This is a genomic window from Paenibacillus enshidis (assembly GCF_042136365.1).
Lineage (GTDB): Bacteria > Bacillota > Bacilli > Paenibacillales > Paenibacillaceae > Paenibacillus > Paenibacillus enshidis.
This window is the reverse complement of sequence record NZ_JBHHMI010000010.1, coordinates 19760-35689: the sequence shown is the minus strand read 5'-3', so window position 1 is coordinate 35689 and position 15930 is coordinate 19760. Positions and strand designations below refer to the sequence as shown.

Genomic DNA, 15930 nt, shown 5'->3' with positions numbered 1-15930 from the left:
AACACGAAGGTATGTTAACCCTATGATTTTGAAAGCGCATCCATGGAGTACCTGACTAAATTTCACTACAATAGGGAGGGGCGATAATGGAAGTTCAAGCGGATAAGTCCTCCGACAATGCGCGAGCGGGAACACCAAAAGTTAACAGGGGAATTTCGAGCTTTAGCTTTGCTTTGGCAGGTCTCAGGAGGGACAGGTATTTATATTTGCTGGCACTGCCGGGGATTTTGTATTTCATTATTTTTAAGTACGTTCCGATGTGGGGGATCGTCATCGCCTTTCAGGATTATTCTCCTTACCAGGGTGTCATGAACAGCCCTTGGGTCGGATTTGAACACTTTATCCGCTTTTTCGCGAATCCGGATTTCCTGATGCTGTTTCGCAATACGATGGCGATCAATCTGCTCAATCTGATTTTTTTCTTTCCGCTGCCGATTTTGCTGGCCGTTCTGTTAAACGAGATTCGCGTATCTTCCTATAAGAAAATCGTGCAGTCGATCATTTATTTGCCGCATTTTCTGTCATGGGTCATCATCGTAGGCATAACCTTCCTTCTGTTATCTACGGGGGACGGTGTGGTTAATAAGCTGCTGGTGAGCTTCGGATGGGAGAAAATCGATTTTTTGACGGAAAGCCATTATTTCTGGGGGCTTCTGACGGTGCAATCGATCTGGAAGGATGCCGGGTGGGGGACGATTATATTCCTGGCCGCGATCGCGGGCGTCGATCCGCAGCTGTACGAAGCGGCAAAGATGGACGGGGCTAGCCGGATTAGACAGATCTGGCATGTAACGCTGCCGGCGATCCGTCCGGTCATTGTGATTCTGCTTATTTTACGGATCGGTCATATGATGGATGTCGGGTTCGAGCAGGTTTTTCTAATGATGAACGGAGCCGTGTCCGAGGTGGCCGACGTGTTCGATACGTATGTCTACCGTCTGGGCATCAAGCAGGGGCAGTTCAGCTTCAGTACAGCCGTTGGTTTATTTAAATCCATTGTCGGTTTGCTGCTTGTCATTGGCGCAAACCGGCTTGCCAAGAAATTCGGTGAAGAAGGCGTCTACTAAACTATCTCCAAACTATATTTAGTGATCCTGGCTGGAGGTGGAGGCTCTTGAGAGAAAGTTTGGGGGATCGTCTGTTTGGCATTGTAAATGCCGCCGTACTTGGTTTGGTCTCTCTGATTACGTTTTTTCCGTTCTATTATGTCTTTATCGTGTCATTTACCGATCCGTCAGAGTATATCCGGCGCGGACTCGTCCTGTTTCCGGAGAAGTGGAGCCTGGCCTCTTATGAATATTTGTTGTCCACGAACGCTTTTATGCGGGCGACCGGCAACAGCGCTTTCCTGGCGATCGTCGGCACAGCGCTCAGTCTGATCGTCACCTCGGGTCTTTCGTATGCTCTATCCCGCAAAAGGCTGCAGGGCAGACGCTTGATGCTGCTGGCGATTCTGCTCACCACCTTGTTTAATCCCGGCATTATACCGCCGTATTTGCTGGTGCGCGATTTACATTTGATCAACAGCACCTGGTCGCTGATTCTGCCCGTGCTGACAAGCGGCTGGTACGTGCTGCTGATGAAAGGTTTTTTCGACAGCATCCCGGCGAGCCTGGAGGAGGCCGCGCGAATTGACGGATGCAATGACTTTAGCGTCTGGGTCCGGGTGATCCTGCCCCTTTCGCTGCCGTCCATGGCCGCATTCGGATTATTTTACGCGGTCGCTTATTGGAACACCTTTTTTAATGCGCTGCTCTATATTAACGATTTTTCAAAACAACCGCTGCAGGTGCTGCTTCAGAACATGCTGATTGATGCGTCAACAGCAGCAGGCGGCTCGGCCGCGGCCGAGATGATGTCGGAGCAGCGAATTCCGCCAGAGACGCTGAAGATGGCCGCGGTTGTTATCGCAACGGTGCCGATCCTGCTTGTGTATCCTTTTCTGCAGAAGCATTTTGCCAAAGGTGCGATGGTCGGTTCCGTTAAGGAATAAAAAAAGTAAAGTTATCCTGGAGGGGAAAATATGTTCAAACATTTCTCTTGGAAACCCGCGCGAAACATCGTTTCCATCGTGCTCAGCCTTGCTTTGCTGGCCGGCTGCGGCGGTAACGGCGGCGAGTCCGGAGCGGGCGACGCAGTGTTAAATGTGGATATCATGTCGGTGTATTATACGCCCGAGCCGCCGGGCGAAGACAATGTCATTGTAGAGGAAATCGGCAAGCGGACGAATACCAAATTGAACATTACGTGGGTGTCGCCCAACAACTATGGAGACAAGGTTAACGTCACATTGGCTTCAGGTGATATTCCCGACCTGATGCTGCTTGATAACGCATTTACCGCACAGGTGCGCATGATGGTGCAGCAAGGGGCATTTTGGGATTTAACGCCGTATATCCAGGACTATCCGAATTTGATGAAATACCCGGAGGAGGCATGGATCAACACGAAGCAGGCGGACGGGAAAAACTACGGCATCCCGCGCGTTCGTCCGGTGGATGGCGGCAGCTTCCTGTACATCCGCAAGGACTGGCTTGATAAGCTTGGTCTTGAAGTTCCGAAGACGACCGATGAATTGTATACGGTGCTGAAGGCTTTTGTCGAACAGGACCCGGATGGCAACGGCAAGGCAGATACGATCGGTTATGCGGGGTATGTAGATCAATCCAGCATGGGTACTTTAAACTCACTGCAGAATGCTTTTGTTCAAAACAACGGGGACTGGAAGCTTGTGGACGGCAAGCTGGTCAATGTTAACCTGCTTCCGGAAATGAAAGACGCTCTGCAATGGCTAAACAAAGCATATAAAGAGAAGCTTCTTCCTGAGGACCTGGCGACGTTGAAAAACTCGCAGGCGAAGGATATGCTGAAGGCTGGCCGGGCAGGCGGGTTCCAGGATACGGTTGAGGCCGCATGGGAGCCGACTGAAGAGCTTCGCAAAACAGATCCGAAAGCCGATTTTGAGCCGCTTGTTTCTCTCAACGGATATGTCAATCGTGATGCCGGATTTTTCGGCATGTTCGCCATCCCAAAAACCGTGCCGGAAGAGAAGATGAAAAAGCTGCTTGAGCTGATGGACTACGGTGCGTCCGAAGAAGGCAGCGATCTGGCAAACTATGGCCTTAAGGATGTGCATTATACCGAAGAGAACGGCATCAAGGTGCCGACGGAGCAAGCCAAAACCGATATCGTCGCCCAGCAGGCGCTCGGCCAAATTTTCCTCAAATATGATAAATATTTACGGGCTTACCGTTCGGGGATGCCTGACGATGTGCTGGAGCGAAACAAAAAAATTATCGATGAACGAGCGAAAATCAGCGTACCGGATCCCGCGGCCGGTCTTTATTCCGAAACGAGCACGAGGGTTGGGAACGAGCTGCAGAAAAGCATACAGGATATGAAGACGAAAATAATCTTGGGCAAATTGCCGGTTAGTGAATGGGACAATTTCGTTCATGAGCTTAAGAGCAATCCGGATCTGCTTAAAATGACGGAGGAAATCAACGCGGCTTATCAGCAGCGCACAGCAGGCATTCAATAATAGACAAAAACCCTCTTTTTCACGCCCCTCAAAAGAGGGTTTTTGCTATGGGTGAATGAAATTCATATATTCAAAAGGGACTGTGAGGGGGAATAGGATGAAACATTTATTTGCCCGCATACGGAAAACGGGGTTTTTGCTGCCTGCCGTAAAAGGCCAATTTTACCGGAAAAGCCTGCTGCTTATGCTCGGCATTACTTGCTTGCCAACCATTATCATGGGATGTTTATTTTACATATTTGGAAGCGCTAACATCAAAGAGGAAGTCACCTATTCCAATGAAGCGCTGCTACAGAACGCTTTGAAGCGGATGGAGGAGGACTTAAACCAGCTTGAGCTGACAGCTGTGCAGTGGGCGTATGATCCCCGGTTTGACGGCAGCCTGCGGAATATCGATCTCAAGCAGGAATACAGCACTACCCAGGAATTGTACCGTACCTTGGTTGGCATGAAAGGATTTAATCCGCTTATCGATCAGGTTCATCTCTACCTCGACGGTCTCTCTCCACGGATTGTATCCGATCCTGACGGCATTGAAGCCGTTGACGGCTACGAGGATAAAGCTGCGTATCGCGGGATCATAGACAGCCCCAATAAAAGCTCCTTTTGGCTGAACGGTTTTCCTCGCGTTAATCAACAAGACAACCATGAAGTTGTGCTTGCCCAAAAGGTGCCAGGCGTGGGGGAACCGTATGGTCTTTTAGTCTTTTATTTAAACAGAGACAAGCTGGTGGAGATGGTTCGGGAGCTGTCACTTGGCAAATCCGGCCATTCATTCATCTTTGATGAGCAGGGCAATTTTGTCGTTACGGACAAAGGGGCCGGGCTGCCGGAAGGATCGCCGTTTGAGTCTGCATTAAGCGCGCAAATTATGCGGCATAGAACAAGCGAGAGCGGTACCTTCCTGTATGAATGGGAGAACAGGACCTATACCGTTACGTACGGTGATTTTTCCAAGCTGGGCTTGGAGTGGACTTATGTAACCGCCGCTTCGCTTTCCTCGTTAACAGCGCCTGTCCAATTATTGTCGAAGATCATTATCGCCATCAGTCTATGCGGCTTTGTCCTTGCGCTGCTTCTGTCCTGGCTGGCCTCCAAACGCATGTATTCTCCCATTTCAAGGCTGGTTCGCTTATTCCGGGACAACAGGCACCTCAGTGAGCCGAACCCGGATGAGATTGGCTTTCTCGAGAATGAGTGGCGCCATCTCTATGAAGAAAGCCATGAACTGCGGGATAAGCTAGAGAAAGCCAGGCCCGGGCTGCGCTCCAGCTTTCTGCTGCATTTGATTCAAGGGCATTACTATTATTTGAATGAGGAAGAGCTGCGTGAGCGGATGAGTGGTTTTGGCTGGACTGTGAACGATAAGGGTTTTCTGCTTATTTTGTTTCAGGTGACAGGCCTTGGCCGGCAGCAGGGAAGGTTCGAGGAGAACGACGTGCAGCTTGTTTCTTTTGCGGCCGAGAATTTAGTACAGGAGCTAACGAGGGCGCTTGACGAAGAAGCGGACACCATCAATTTTCAGGATATGTCTGTCGGTATTCTGCTGTCCTTCAATAAAGAGGAGCCTGCAGAAACGGTTCGCAGTCGGGCTTTTCATCTCGCAAATTCGCTTGCGCAAGCGTCGAGTGCCGTACTGAAATTTCACAGCACCGTTTTGGCTGGTACGCCAATGATGAGGATTACGGATATTCCCGGTTCGCTCCAGCAGCTTCGGCAGGTTGTACGCTATCGTGAAGTTGGGGAGGGCAACCAGATTTTATCTTTGGAAGAGCTGTTGCCAGGTGTAACCGGAGATACGGTTCCTTATCCGTTTGCGGCCGAAAAGGAAGTTACGCAGGCGATTCGTATGGGATTTAAGGATGAAGTATACGATGCGATTCAATCATTTATGGAGACGCTGGTCAGGGAAGGGAGTAAGGAGATGTTCATTCAGGACGGAGCCGTTCAACTGCTGGGCAGCATTCAGCATGCGATCCTGGAAACAGGCTACCATCCCCGTGCCTTATACGGCGATGACGATTTGTACGAAGAGCTCCGCCAGCTTCGCGAGCCTGATCAAATTACGGTATGGCTGAAGCACAGGATTGTTGAGCCTTACTGCGAGACACTGAAGAGGGACCAAACGCTGCATCTTCGCCTCCTTGTAGAGCGGGCCATGGACTATATAAAATTGACGTTCGCTTCCGATCTGTCGCTTGAACGGTGCGCGGAGCATCTGGGAACTAGCCCTTTTACGCTCAGCAAAGCGTTTAAACAAGTAACCGGCAGCAATTATATTGATTTCCTTATGCGGTTAAAGATTGATAAGGCAAAGGAAATGTTAATCGGAACAGACATGATGGTAAATGAGATCGCACAGCAGATCGGTTATCGCCCTTCTTATTTGAATCGGTTGTTCAAGAAGCTGGAAGGTGTTACACCCGGACAATACCGGGAGCAAGCGATGAGGAAAGAGTAGGAGATATGGATAAAAGGATGTCTATTTCTATTATTCATTTTACATGGTAAAAAATCGTACTATTAGTCCTATATTGAAAAAAATTATTATGCCGAAAAAAAGGATGGCCGAGAAAGACATAATATTATGTTTCGCTTATGGAAATTCCATAAAAAAGAAGCAGGGAGGAGGTTTTGTTGAAGCGGCTAGATTATATTATACGCCAGAAAGTATAAATTTTCTGGAATAATACCCTTAATATCTCAATAAAATCTACTACTAAACGCGGTCTGGCTTCTGTGAATGTACGACGATAGACGTTTTTCTTATTTCTTGCTTATGGTAATGGGGCCGTGCCTTAGTTACAATTAAAAAATATGATGAATGAAAGCAGCCATACAAAATTACAGTGGGAGGAGAAAATAGTTTGCAGTTAATTAAATGGCCCTGGCTCATCGGGATTGCGATTGTGATTGGATTAGTCACGGGATTTATGGGTGAAGACCCGGGAATGGCCAATGAAAGAGTCTCTTTAAAGCCTTTGGTCTGGGTGCTCAGCGTAGCAGCTGTAATCCAGATCATCAACCTTGCTTACACCGTCTATGTTGTTAAGTATATGAAGAATTATGCCAAGATTGAAAAAGCGCTAAAACAGGCCGAAAATCCTTACTTCAGAATGATTTATTACATGGTCAACGGTGATCTGGAAAAGGCAGCACGGGAGCAGGAGAAGGTCAAAGGCAAGCAGATGCAGCTTACGACCAAAGTCCAGATCGACCTGGAGAGCAGGGATATAGCTAAGGCAGAGAGCATAGTTGATCAAATCAGACATCCAAATCCCGGCCCTTACTTCAAAGCACTGATTGCCATCTATAAAAATGACTGGGATGATTTCGAAGCTCAGAAGGCGCTGCTAAAGCAGCAGGTCCTCATTCATGCACTGGAGGCGGAGGCCGCTTTTCGCAGGGGGGAGCATGATCAAGCCGAGAAGTATGGAGACCTTGCCATCGAAGGAGCTAATGGGCTACAGCGTTACATCCTGATGAAGTCACGGGAGCGGAAGAAGGGCAGCCCGATGCGTGAAACCTATTTTTAAGAGCGCATGGTTTGGAAAAACAGAAAGGTAACAGAACATGGACATTATATATACATATTTGGGCCCTTTGACAGTATGGATCATAGGCCTGCTCATTTTGGCGGCGTTTGTTGCCGGGTGGATTCGCCGCCGGAGAGCGCGGGTACTGCGGGAGCTCAATCCCCGTAAAATTACAATGAAGGATATTGATCGTATGGAGGACGGCTCCGAGTTTGAAACCTATTTGTACCGTTTGCTAAGCGAACTGGGCTATGAAGAGGTGTACAAAACGACAGGCAGCCGTGATTTCGGAGCGGATCTTGTGTTCACCGACCGCAGTGGACTGCGGAATGTGGTGCAGGCCAAGCGTTACGGGCTGCAGAGTCCGGTCGGCTTGGGAGCCGTTCAGGAGATTTACGCCTCCATGAATTATTACCGTGCGCACAAGTCCATCGTCATTACATCCGGCAGATATACGGATTCCTGCGATATATTGGCCAGCGCCAACGGGGTTTCCCTGCTGGATCGCGAGGATCTGGAGGAGATCATCACTTTGTTCAAAGGGCGGCGAGCAGAGAAGGCCATGGACATTGTGGAGCGCGAGCCGGAACCGTTTACAGGCGGCTGGAAAGGGGACAAGCTCCGCAAAGATGACAAGAAACACGGATGAAACGATAGCAACCTTTTCAAACGGCAAAAATTTTGCCGAAATCCGATTTTTAAGTGGAATTTTAGTTTCTCTTCATATTGCATTAATCTACAGGCTTTATAGTTGTAATCAATAACCCCCTTTATATAGATGCTTGACCCTGCCGAACCTCGGCAGGGTCCTTTTTTTCGGAATCAGTACCAAGCATTGCCCTCTCTGCACCAACAATTCTGACACGCCGAGCAGGGAGGACAACTTACTTTAGCGAAATATTGAGGAACAGGGGAAATAACCAAATTCAGAAGGTGGCAGCTTGCAGGATTATATGGAAAAATGGGGCTCTTTGGAGGAAGGGGAAAGCCGTAACCTGTTGAGACATTTGGTCGAGGGAATTCAGAATGCCGTGAAGCAGACAGAGGAAAAGATGTACACGGCTGAGGAGCTTCTTGAACTGCTTGACTCGGGACTGGCGTACGAGAGGAGTTATTTTAAGCAATTTGGGTAAACGACAGGCAAGCAAGGTGCTTACCTTTAACGATGTATTCTCAGTCGGTCAAGGTACATAACTTCAAAATTATAAAAACTCAGAAGAGGCTGTCCCCGAATTTCTTCCGTTTAAAAATAATGAAACAAAATTCGGGGGCAACATTAATTAAAGGAATGGTTCGTTCCCGGAGCGCCTCCACAGCAGATAGAGGGGAGCCTATATATACTTAAAAAATCGAAATAAGCTCTTTGGTATATGGATGACGATCTTCTTTGAATATATGATCACGGTTGAACTGATCAACGAGCTTACCTTCTTTCATAACGAGAATGCACTGGCTCATCTGGTGTACGGCGGCAAGGTCGTGAGATATAAACAAGTAGGACAGATTCAAGTGGGTCCGCAATGATGTTAACAAGTTGAGCACCGCCCCTTGGGAGATCACGTCCAGGCTGGCCGTTGGTTCGTCCAGCACGATCATTTCCGGCTCGATACTGATGGCCCTGGCAATGGTTGCCCGCTGACGCTGGCCGCCGCTCAGTTCATGCGGGTACCGGTCGGCGAGAGAGGCCGGCAGTTCAACAGCCTCCAGCAGCTGCTTGATATATGCGGCTTTGGAAGTAAACGTGAAATGCTTCAATCTTAGCTGATGGTTGAACTGTTCGTAAGGGTCGATCAGAGAGTCTTTGATTCTCAGCTTCGGATTAAGGGCAGCCGACGGATTCTGGAACACGATCTGCATCTGCTTCCGGTAAGGTCTTAGCTTACGCTCGTTAAGGTGCTCTATCGGCTGACCGTTCAACGCAATGGTGCCGCTGTCGATGGTTTCAATACGCAGCAGGCAGCGGGCCAATGTGCTCTTGCCGCAGCCGCTTTCCCCCACAAGTCCCAGACATTCTCCCTTGTTTAAGTGAAAAGAAAGGCCGTTCACCGCAGTCTTACCCTCCCGGTAGGATTTGGTCAGACGATCTACAACCAGGAGGCTCATCATCGTTCCACCTCCATTAGGCTGGAAGGCAGGTTGCTTTCCGGTACAGGCAATACAGGTGCAGCCTGAATGAGCTGTCTGGTATAGTCATGCTGCGGATGATCCAGGATACGGTCCCTGCTGCCGGATTCGACCATTTTTCCTTCTTTCATCACAGCGATACGCTGGGCATAACGTCTGACATGACGCCAGTCATGAGTAATGAAGAGGATGGCACAGCCGGTTTGGCGCTGTTTGGCGGCAAGCAGCTGCAGAATGCGGTGAGCGGATACGCTGTCCAGCGCCGTCGTGACTTCATCCGCAATCAACAACTCGGGCGACAGCAGGAGCGCGATGGCAATCGATGTCCGCTGCAGCTGTCCCCCGCTCAGCTGGAACGGATAGCGGAAGAGAAGCTGGCCATCAAGCCCCACTGATTCGAGCGCCTCTACAGCCCGCTGCTTGCGAACTGCAACTGGTGCAATGCCGTGCGTTTTCTGATACTCGTCAAAATGCTGGCCGATGGTCCGAAACGGGGTAAAGGAGCCCTGGTAATCCTGAAAGACGTACGACAAAGTGCGGCCGCGTATAGATCGTGCGCGCGATGGAGGCAGCTTCAGCAGATCCAGCCCCTGAAACAGAATTTGACCGTCCGCCCGCAGATTGGAAGGCAGCATTTGCCCGACGGCCTGCGAGAGCAGGCTTTTCCCGCTGCCGCTTTGCCCAACGAGAGCAAACCATTCTCCCTTGCGAATAGATAGCGATACCTCGTGAACAAGTGCTTTCTCTCGGCTGCGAACGGATAGTTGCTCTATGGATAAAATCAAGACAGCACCTCCTTTTTCACATCAAAACGGTCGCGCAAATAATCCCCCAGCATATTGGCGAGCAAAACCACTATGACTATGGCCAGACCCGGATAGATCATTAATGCGGGTTTGGATTGAAAATAAGGCCGGGCATCGTTCAGCATGGCCCCCCATTCGGCAAGTGGCGGCTGTACACCAAGCCCGATGTAAGAGAAGGCGGAGATCAGCAGAATGATTTTGCCGAGATCGAGACTGGCAAGTACAAGCACATGGCCTGCAATATGGGGCAAAAGATGCTTGCGCATGATACTGGTAGGAGACAAGCCATTAATGCGGGCAATCAGCACGTACTCCTTCTGTGATTCGATCAGGACCGTGCTGCGTACAAGCCGGGCGTAGCTGACCCATTTGACGATGACGATAGCAAGCACCAGATTGCCGATTCCTGCACCGAGCAGCCCGCTGAGCACAATGGCGACGATGGTGTCCGGGAAGGCGAGAAAGCTATCTGCAATGCGCATGAAGAGGCGGTCAACCCAGCCACGGCAGTAACCGGAAATCAGGCCGAACGGAACGCCGATCAGCAGCGCTGCCGTTAGGGCCAGCAGGCTGTAGCCCATCGTCTGCCATCCGCCCAGCAGCAGCCGGGTTAATACGTCACGCCCCAGATGATCGGTGCCGAGCGGATGCTGCAGGCTCGTATCCTGCAGCCGCTCACTCAGATCGGCCAGCGTCGGGTCGTGCCGCAAATACACGAAGGCATACAGGGCTGCCGCCACAGCAGACAGTACGAATAGCAGCGCAATGACGGCTTGCCAGCCGTGTTTTTTCCGTCCGATAAAATGAAGGGACACTGCTTTCATGACCATGCCTCTCTTTCCTTCAGCTTCATTTCCGGGTTCAGATAACGGTAGGACAGATCGACGGCCGTATTCACTACAAACACGAAGCCCGCCATAATGAGGATGTAACCCTGGATTAGCGGGTAATCCCGTTGTCTGATCGCGTCCACCACCAGCTTGCCTATCCCCGGATAAGCGAATAACACCTCAACTACCACCACACCGCCGATCAGGCTGCCGAGACTGACGCCGAACACGGTAATAACCGGCGGAAGGCTGTGCCGGAACGCATGCATCACGAAGATGCGTCGTTCAGACAGGCCGCGTGATCTCGCTGCGCGAATGAATTCCTGACTCAGCGAATCGAGCAGACTGGAGCGGAGCAGACGTACATACACTCCCGAGATGGCAAGCCCGAGCGTCAGGGACGGCAGCAGCAGGGACTGAAGTCCGTCCCTGCCCATGGTCGGCAGCCAGTTGAAACGCACGCCGAACAGGTCGATGAAGATAAGCCCCAGCCAGAAGCTTGGAACAGCCGCACCGATAATCGATAAAATTCTGCTGATCTGATCAATCCAGCTATTGCGGTGCAATGCTGCCAGCGATCCGAGCGGAATTGATACCAGCAGCATGACGAGCAGCGCGCCTGCGGTTAATTCCAGTGTGGCGGGCAGACCTGTCAGGATCATTTCCATAACCGGCTGGCCGGTGACATAGGATTGTCCGAAATCGAGCCGCACGAAATCAAGCAGCCAAAGACCGTACTGTACGAGCAGCGGCTTGTTGAAGCCCATTTCCTCCCGCAGGGCTTCGATCTGCTCCTGACTTACGGACAGCTCGTCCACATTCAGGATCGTAAGCGTCGGATCGCCGGGCGCAAGACGGATAAACAGAAAGCTGATAAACGTGATAAACAACATAAACAGGAGCACTTCCGCAAATTTGCGGATCAGAATCCGAATCATTTTTTCACATCCAGCTTATTGGTCATCATGTAATACTCGCTTCTTGTCGTCACCCAGTTGGCAACCTTGTTTTCGTTATAAGCAACGATCGTTGAAGGATGAAGGACGAAGGAATTGATCACATTTTTGTGCACATAATTTGCCGCCTTTTCAGCCAGCACTGCCCGCTGCCCGGGCTCGACGGTGCGGTTAAGCTCATCAATGATCTCTGTAAGTTCTTCTTCATAAGCCCCGCTAAAGTTGAGCGCCCCTGTCGGGTGATAGGTTGCATTTAAATAATAGCCGGCATCTCCCCGCGGAGCCGTCAGGTTGCTGTAGGTGGCCAGATCCCAGTCGCGGTTGGCGGCCATATATTCTTCTGGCGTATCAATCTGCTGAATTTGCACATCGATTCCTATGCGTTTGGCATCGGACTGAAATACCTGGGCAATCAAGGGCAGGTCAGCCCTGGACGAGTAAGTCAGCAGTGTGAGCCGCAATGGCTTGCCATTCTTCTGCATCATACCGTCCTGAAGTGAGTAACCCGCCTCCTTCAAATACTGCACAGCCGTCTCGGGACCGGTCTCCAGCCTGCTGTCTTCATATTTGGGAGCAAACGGCAGGGAAGGCAGGAACGGGCCAATGGCAGGCTCACCATATCCGAGCAAAATCGTATCCACGATTTCCTGGCGATCAATTAGCGCATTCATGGCGCGGCGCACGTTGAGTTCCTTCATGCTCTCACGTTCCATGTTCATGGTAAGCTGATGCACCCGAAAAGTAGCTGTCGATTCGACTTTGATCCCTTCCACGGCATCAAGTGCTTCCAGACTTTCCACCCCCGGGCGGTATACAATATCGACCTCCCCGGATTTGAGGGCAAGGGAACGGGCATTGGCATCTTCATTAAACGCGAAGGTGACGGAATCCAGCGGAGAAGCCCCGTCCCAATACTCATCGTAGCGCTCCAGTTCAAGCTTGCTTCCGGGCGTAAAAGCCTTGAGCTTGAAAGGGCCGGTGCCGACCGGGTTGTTAACGATATCGGGTTCGGTGATATCGATAATGGAGACATTCGGATTGACGAGTTCGGACACGAATTCGGGGAAAGGCTGTGTCGTTGTGATTTTCAGCGTGTGCCCGTCTACCTTGATCGTATCAATTTTCAGCGCGTTCCGGATGGCTGCACTCTCCTGAAGCGCCCGTTCCAGAGAGGCTTTGACAGCTTCACTTGTCATGCTTTTGCCGTTCTGAAAGGTAACGTCTTCCCGCAGTCTGATCGTCCAGTGCTGTCCATCCCGGCTTTCCCAGCTTTCGGCCAGCCAAGGGGCTACGGTCAAATTATCCTCATCCAGCCTGACCAGCGTTTCCGTTATGCCGGCTCTGAGCGGAACGTAGCTGGAGTCCACATGCGGGTCCAGAGAATTGGTGGAGAAATTGTACAGGAAGCTGATATGCTTGGCGGCCGAGGAGTTCTCACCCGCCGGAGCAGCTTGTCCGCATGCACTTAACAGACTGATGCAGACCAGGAGAAACAATAGGGCTGGTACTGGCTTGCTTTGGTTCGTAGTCATCAAAATACGAAATCCTCCTAATATGTAATAATTACGATTAGAATAATATCGTAATTATTACGCTTTGGCAATACCCGATATTGAATTGAAATGACTTCCTTTTAACCAAATTTTATATCCATTTCATCGAATCCTAGCCTACAATTCACAAAACTTCCCTATAATCAGGGATAACTTCATACCCGGGAGGAGACAAACGGATGAAATTGGTTCTGATGGGAGACCTGCATTATCATGATGCGGACGGGAATGTTCAGGAATGGGCAGAGGCGAGGGAACGGTTTTACGAGGCCGTGCTCGACCGTTTTCTGGAGCTGGAAGGAGATGCGCATATTGCGCTGGGGGATTTGACAAACTTCGGGACACCCACCGAGTTGGAGGACGTATATGAGCGGATTAGAAGCCATAACAGAACCTTCTATCATGTGCTCGGCAATCACGACGTGTATGGTCAACCGAAGCGTGATGTGCTCGGTTTTACAGGACAAGCCGGCTATCATGCGGTGATGACCGATGAAGTGCTGCTGGTATTTCTGGATACGACGCGTGAAATGGATTGTGAGGACTGGAGCGGCTGGATGGATGACGAGCAACTGCACTGGCTGCTGGAAATGGTGAAGCTGTCTGGCAGCAAGCCGCTGCTCGTGTTCGCTCATCATCCTGTTTATGATACAACGGCAGGCTCGATGGCGGATAAAGGATCGATTCATCCGGATGTGGATCTGTGGGATATTTTAAGCCAAAAGGAAGGCACAGGACTGTATTTCAACGGACATACGCATGTGGATTCTATCGTCCGCAGGGAGCGGTGGACGTTCGTTCAGCTGTCAGCCTGCCTGGATTCGCCGTCCTTCCGGACGGTGCACATTGAGCCTGAAGAAATCCGGGTGGCTGCGGTTGATATGAACGAGCCGGAGCTGAGGGAGCATGCTGCTGTTTTGCATAGCCATATGAAGCATTTTAGCCCAACCCCGGGCGCGTGCGGAGCGGAAGCGGACCGCGCTTGTATCGTGACTATCGCCACACCTCCCGCTTCTGTCCAGCCATTATAACGTCTATCGACGTACATTTGACGTACCTTCAAAGAAAAATCAACGAACGGAGCTTGTTTTCCTCACAGGAGACGGCTCTGTTTTTTTCTATCAAAGGATGGCGCTGGAAAAGTATATTCCCACCATCGTTGCAAGCCATTCGGGCAAGGAACTGGGGCGTTTCAGCAGCGCGTTGGTCAAGGAAGACATCGGCAATTGGCTGGATCAATTGGAAGAATACATTAAAACATATCCGGAGGCATAACGGGCCAATTTGTGGTACGCTAGGAGTATTACACAAATATGCTTAAGCAGCGGCAGGAAGGGGATCTCGATGACTGTATACGATCAGCATAGCAGGTATTTGCGGGATTTGCGTATTTCGGTCACAGACCGCTGCAACTTCCGCTGCCGTTACTGTATGCCTGCGGAAATTTTTGATCAGGATTATGCATATCTGCCCAAGGGGCATATGCTGACAGCGGAAGAAATCAGCAGACTGGCCCGCGTCTTCGTCTCGCTCGGGGTACGCAAGCTGCGCATCACCGGGGGCGAACCCTTGCTGCGCAAGGACTTGCCGGAGATTATTACAAGGCTTGCAGCGCTGGACGTGGAAGATATTTCGCTGACGACCAACGGCAGCCTTTTGGCCAGAAATGCAAGCAAGCTGAAGCGGGCCGGGCTGCATCGCATTACGGTCAGCCTGGACGCGCTCGATGACGATACATTTCTGTTCATGAACGGGGGGAGAGGGCGGGTTCAGCCTGTGCTTGACGGAATCGATGCCGCCGCGGCGGCAGGCCTGTCGGTGAAGGTCAACATGGTGGTGCAGAAGGGAGTAAACGACAGCGCCGTTCTGCCCATGGTTGAATACTTCCGGAATAAAGGCCATATTCTGCGGATGGTTGAATATATGGACGTCGGCAACACCAACGGTTGGAACAGGGAGCATGTGGTCAGCACGAAGGAGCTGCTGCAGCGGATCGAAGAACGCTGGCCGCTTGAGCCGGTTGAACCGAACTATCTCGGTGAAGTGGCGGCCAGGTACCGTTTTTTGGACGGCAGAGGTGAAGTCGGATTTATTTCATCAGTTACCCAGGCTTTTTGTGCATCCTGCACCCGGGCCCGCCTGTCTGCGGACGGAACGTTATACACCTGCCTTTTCGCATCGCAAGGACATTCGCTGCGTCATCTGCTGCGGTCCGGCAACAGTGACGAGCAGCTTGATGGTACCATTTCATCCATCTGGACGAACAGGCATGACCAATATTCCCTCGAACGCGGGACAGGCAAGGACAGCGGATCGACCAAGGTGGAAATGTCCCATATCGGAGGATAAGTATTTTTGCGTTGCAAAAAATGGATGAAGGTCAAAAAAAGGTGTTAGCGGTTAAAATAAAGTTGCGAGCGACCCGGCAAAAGTTTCTCGCCAAAGAGCCGATTGCCAGAAGCAGTCGGCTTTATTGTCTTGCAGCAAAAAAAGACGATTGAACAGAAACTAAAGCATTTCTGTCAATCGTCTCTTGAATACAAAAAGAGTACAAAGTTTAAAGAATACCTTATGCTCCTCCAAC

At 50.7% G+C, this 15930-nt stretch carries 15 protein-coding genes; 10 read left to right on the top strand and 5 right to left on the bottom strand.

Features of this window, described 5'->3' with window-relative positions; translation table 11 throughout:
* Positions 1–86 precede the first annotated feature (86 nt).
* From ACE41H_RS13120 to ACE41H_RS13090, 7 genes are all read left to right on the top strand, one after another.
* Positions 87–1067 (top strand): ABC transporter permease, encoded by a 981-nt coding sequence (locus tag ACE41H_RS13120; protein ID WP_375355720.1) that lies wholly within the window; start codon positions 87–89, stop codon positions 1065–1067.
* Between the two features lie 47 nt (positions 1068–1114).
* Positions 1115–1993 (top strand): carbohydrate ABC transporter permease, encoded by an 879-nt coding sequence (locus ACE41H_RS13115; RefSeq protein WP_375355719.1) that lies wholly within the window; start codon positions 1115–1117, stop codon positions 1991–1993.
* A 30-nt stretch (positions 1994–2023) separates the two neighbouring features.
* The gene (locus ACE41H_RS13110) at positions 2024–3541 is read left to right on the top strand and encodes an extracellular solute-binding protein (RefSeq protein ID WP_375355718.1); all 1518 of its coding nucleotides are present in this window, start codon (positions 2024–2026) and stop codon (positions 3539–3541) included.
* A 97-nt stretch (positions 3542–3638) separates the two neighbouring features.
* Positions 3639–6002, top strand: coding sequence for an AraC family transcriptional regulator (locus tag ACE41H_RS13105; protein WP_375355717.1), 2364 nt, complete (start codon positions 3639–3641; stop codon positions 6000–6002).
* A gap of 406 nt (positions 6003–6408) precedes the next feature.
* The gene (locus tag ACE41H_RS13100; RefSeq protein ID WP_375355716.1) at positions 6409–7077 is read left to right on the top strand and encodes a hypothetical protein; all 669 of its coding nucleotides are present in this window, start codon (positions 6409–6411) and stop codon (positions 7075–7077) included.
* A 37-nt stretch (positions 7078–7114) separates the two neighbouring features.
* Positions 7115–7726: a restriction endonuclease gene (locus ACE41H_RS13095; RefSeq protein WP_375355715.1), complete on the top strand. Its 612-nt coding sequence runs from the start codon at positions 7115–7117 to the stop codon at positions 7724–7726.
* A 292-nt stretch (positions 7727–8018) separates the two neighbouring features.
* Entirely contained in the window at positions 8019–8210 is a 192-nt protein-coding gene (locus ACE41H_RS13090) for a hypothetical protein (RefSeq protein WP_375355714.1), read from the top strand.
* A gap of 208 nt (positions 8211–8418) precedes the next feature.
* On the opposite strand, the gene ACE41H_RS13085 is transcribed toward ACE41H_RS13090, so the two are convergent.
* The 5 genes from ACE41H_RS13085 to nikA are packed head-to-tail and all read right to left on the bottom strand — an operon-like array spanning position 8419 to position 13325.
* Positions 8419–9180: an ABC transporter ATP-binding protein gene (locus tag ACE41H_RS13085; RefSeq protein ID WP_375355858.1), complete on the bottom strand. Its 762-nt coding sequence runs from the start codon at positions 9178–9180 to the stop codon at positions 8419–8421.
* Entirely contained in the window at positions 9180–9986 is an 807-nt protein-coding gene (locus ACE41H_RS13080; RefSeq protein ID WP_375355713.1) for an ABC transporter ATP-binding protein, read from the bottom strand. Before ACE41H_RS13080 ends, ACE41H_RS13085 begins: the two co-directional genes overlap by 1 nt.
* Positions 9983–10831: a nickel transporter permease gene (gene nikC / locus ACE41H_RS13075; protein ID WP_375355712.1), complete on the bottom strand. Its 849-nt coding sequence runs from the start codon at positions 10829–10831 to the stop codon at positions 9983–9985. Before nikC ends, ACE41H_RS13080 begins: the two co-directional genes overlap by 4 nt.
* The gene (gene nikB, locus ACE41H_RS13070) at positions 10828–11775 is read right to left on the bottom strand and encodes a nickel ABC transporter permease (RefSeq protein ID WP_375355711.1); all 948 of its coding nucleotides are present in this window, start codon (positions 11773–11775) and stop codon (positions 10828–10830) included. The genes nikC and nikB overlap by 4 nt, the downstream gene beginning before the upstream one ends.
* Positions 11772–13325 (bottom strand): nickel ABC transporter substrate-binding protein, encoded by a 1554-nt coding sequence (gene nikA, locus ACE41H_RS13065; RefSeq protein ID WP_375355856.1) that lies wholly within the window; start codon positions 13323–13325, stop codon positions 11772–11774. The genes nikB and nikA overlap by 4 nt, the downstream gene beginning before the upstream one ends.
* 200 nt (positions 13326–13525) lie before the next feature.
* On the opposite strand from nikA, the gene ACE41H_RS13060 reads away from it, so the two are divergent.
* The 3 genes from ACE41H_RS13060 to moaA all read left to right on the top strand — a co-directional run bounded on the left by ACE41H_RS13060 (position 13526) and on the right by moaA (position 15695).
* A complete protein-coding gene (locus ACE41H_RS13060) occupies positions 13526–14377 on the top strand; it encodes a metallophosphoesterase family protein (protein WP_375355710.1) in 852 nt (283 codons plus the stop codon).
* Positions 14378–14474: 97 nt separating this feature from the next.
* Positions 14475–14621 (top strand): YbbN family protein, encoded by a 147-nt coding sequence (locus ACE41H_RS13055; RefSeq protein WP_375355709.1) that lies wholly within the window; start codon positions 14475–14477, stop codon positions 14619–14621.
* Positions 14622–14690: 69 nt separating this feature from the next.
* Positions 14691–15695, top strand: a complete 1005-nt coding sequence (gene moaA / locus ACE41H_RS13050; protein WP_375355708.1) for a GTP 3',8-cyclase MoaA — start codon at positions 14691–14693, stop codon at positions 15693–15695.
* The last annotated feature ends 235 nt before the right edge of the window (positions 15696–15930 follow it).

Coding starts and splice junctions, on each gene's coding strand:
- ACE41H_RS13120 (WP_375355720.1), top strand. CDS start 87: ATGGAAGTTCAAGCGGATAAGTCCTCCGACAATGCGCGAGCGGGAACA.
- ACE41H_RS13110 (WP_375355718.1), top strand. CDS start 2,024: ATGTTCAAACATTTCTCTTGGAAACCCGCGCGAAACATCGTTTCCATC.
- ACE41H_RS13105 (WP_375355717.1), top strand. CDS start 3,639: ATGAAACATTTATTTGCCCGCATACGGAAAACGGGGTTTTTGCTGCCT.
- ACE41H_RS13095 (WP_375355715.1), top strand. CDS start 7,115: ATGGACATTATATATACATATTTGGGCCCTTTGACAGTATGGATCATA.
- ACE41H_RS13085 (WP_375355858.1), bottom strand. CDS start 9,180: ATGAGCCTCCTGGTTGTAGATCGTCTGACCAAATCCTACCGGGAGGGT.
- nikC (WP_375355712.1), bottom strand. CDS start 10,831: ATGAAAGCAGTGTCCCTTCATTTTATCGGACGGAAAAAACACGGCTGG.
- nikB (WP_375355711.1), bottom strand. CDS start 11,775: ATGATTCGGATTCTGATCCGCAAATTTGCGGAAGTGCTCCTGTTTATG.
- nikA (WP_375355856.1), bottom strand. CDS start 13,325: ATGACTACGAACCAAAGCAAGCCAGTACCAGCCCTATTGTTTCTCCTG.
- ACE41H_RS13060 (WP_375355710.1), top strand. CDS start 13,526: ATGAAATTGGTTCTGATGGGAGACCTGCATTATCATGATGCGGACGGG.
- ACE41H_RS13055 (WP_375355709.1), top strand. CDS start 14,475: ATGGCGCTGGAAAAGTATATTCCCACCATCGTTGCAAGCCATTCGGGC.
- moaA (WP_375355708.1), top strand. CDS start 14,691: ATGACTGTATACGATCAGCATAGCAGGTATTTGCGGGATTTGCGTATT.